Origin of the sequence: Loktanella sp. S4079, from assembly GCF_000967725.1 — a bacterium.
Classification (GTDB): domain Bacteria; phylum Pseudomonadota; class Alphaproteobacteria; order Rhodobacterales; family Rhodobacteraceae; genus Yoonia.
The window spans coordinates 1-856 of the sequence record NZ_JXYE01000033.1 but is presented as its reverse complement, the minus strand read 5'-3'; the positions used below and the strand labels follow the sequence as shown (position 1 = coordinate 856).

Sequence of the window (856 nt, the reverse complement as noted above, 5' to 3'; positions counted from 1 at the left end):
AGCACATTGCCCACCGTTTGCGTGTCGGCAAACTTGAACACCTCGGACATCATGAGACCACCAGCGGTATCGTCTTCATATTCGACCAGCCGGCGAACATCAGCCGCGTCTTCGGCTTCCATCTCAGACAAGATTGCTTCGGCGTCCTTGTCTTCCATGTCCCCCAGAAGGTCCGCCTGAATGTCGGAGTCTAATTCATCGAGAATTTCGACCGCACGAGAGGTTTCCAAGCGCTCGATCAGCTCGGCACCCATTTCGTGCGGCGCTTCCTCAATGAGTTGGGCTGCAAGGTCAGATGACACAAGCGAAAGTACGACATCCCGTTCTTCTGGCGTCAGGCTCAGCAATTCGCGCAGCGCCTCGCTATAGGGCAACGGGTCAAGTAGCGCATTAAGGACAGCCGCGTCCTTTGCCTCAGCTGCCGCGCGCAACTGTGGTGACAAGTCAATCGGTTCGATTTGTGTATCGGTTAGCAAGTGCGAATCCACCTTTGTGATTGACGATTGTTTAGATAGGCAATAAATATTTGTCTATAGGTAAATAAAAATATCATAGTGAGGATCACGTGACAGATCACACAGCTGCGGTCGCCGATAAACTGGCGGCGCTCTACACATCTTCGTTTGGTGGCAAAGAAACCGGCCGCTACCGATTGCCGCAAAAATTGCTTCGAGAGTTGTTCGGCGTCCGGCGATTATATCCAGACGACATCACCTCACTGTCACGCGCGCTGTTCGAAAGAGGATATGTCCTGATCGACATGGACAGTTTCTATGTCGTGATGAGCGCAAATTCTTTCGTCAACTATCGGCGCCTCAGCGCAGAAGCGATCAGGGATGAAGAGCGCTAGAGCGAA

At 52.3% G+C, this 856-nt stretch carries 2 protein-coding genes; one reads left to right on the top strand and one right to left on the bottom strand.

Features of this window, described 5'->3' with window-relative positions:
- A partial coding sequence (locus tag TW80_RS17500) for a magnesium transporter MgtE N-terminal domain-containing protein (protein ID WP_045998768.1) occupies window positions 1-476 on the bottom strand: 476 nt, incomplete at its 3' end.
- Between the two features lie 89 nt (window positions 477-565).
- Between TW80_RS17500 and TW80_RS17495 the strand changes: the two genes are divergently transcribed.
- Window positions 566-850 carry a hypothetical protein gene (locus TW80_RS17495; protein ID WP_045998767.1) on the top strand — a complete coding sequence of 95 codons (285 nt, stop codon included), beginning with the start codon at window positions 566-568 and terminating at the stop codon, window positions 848-850.
- Window positions 851-856 lie beyond the last annotated feature (6 nt).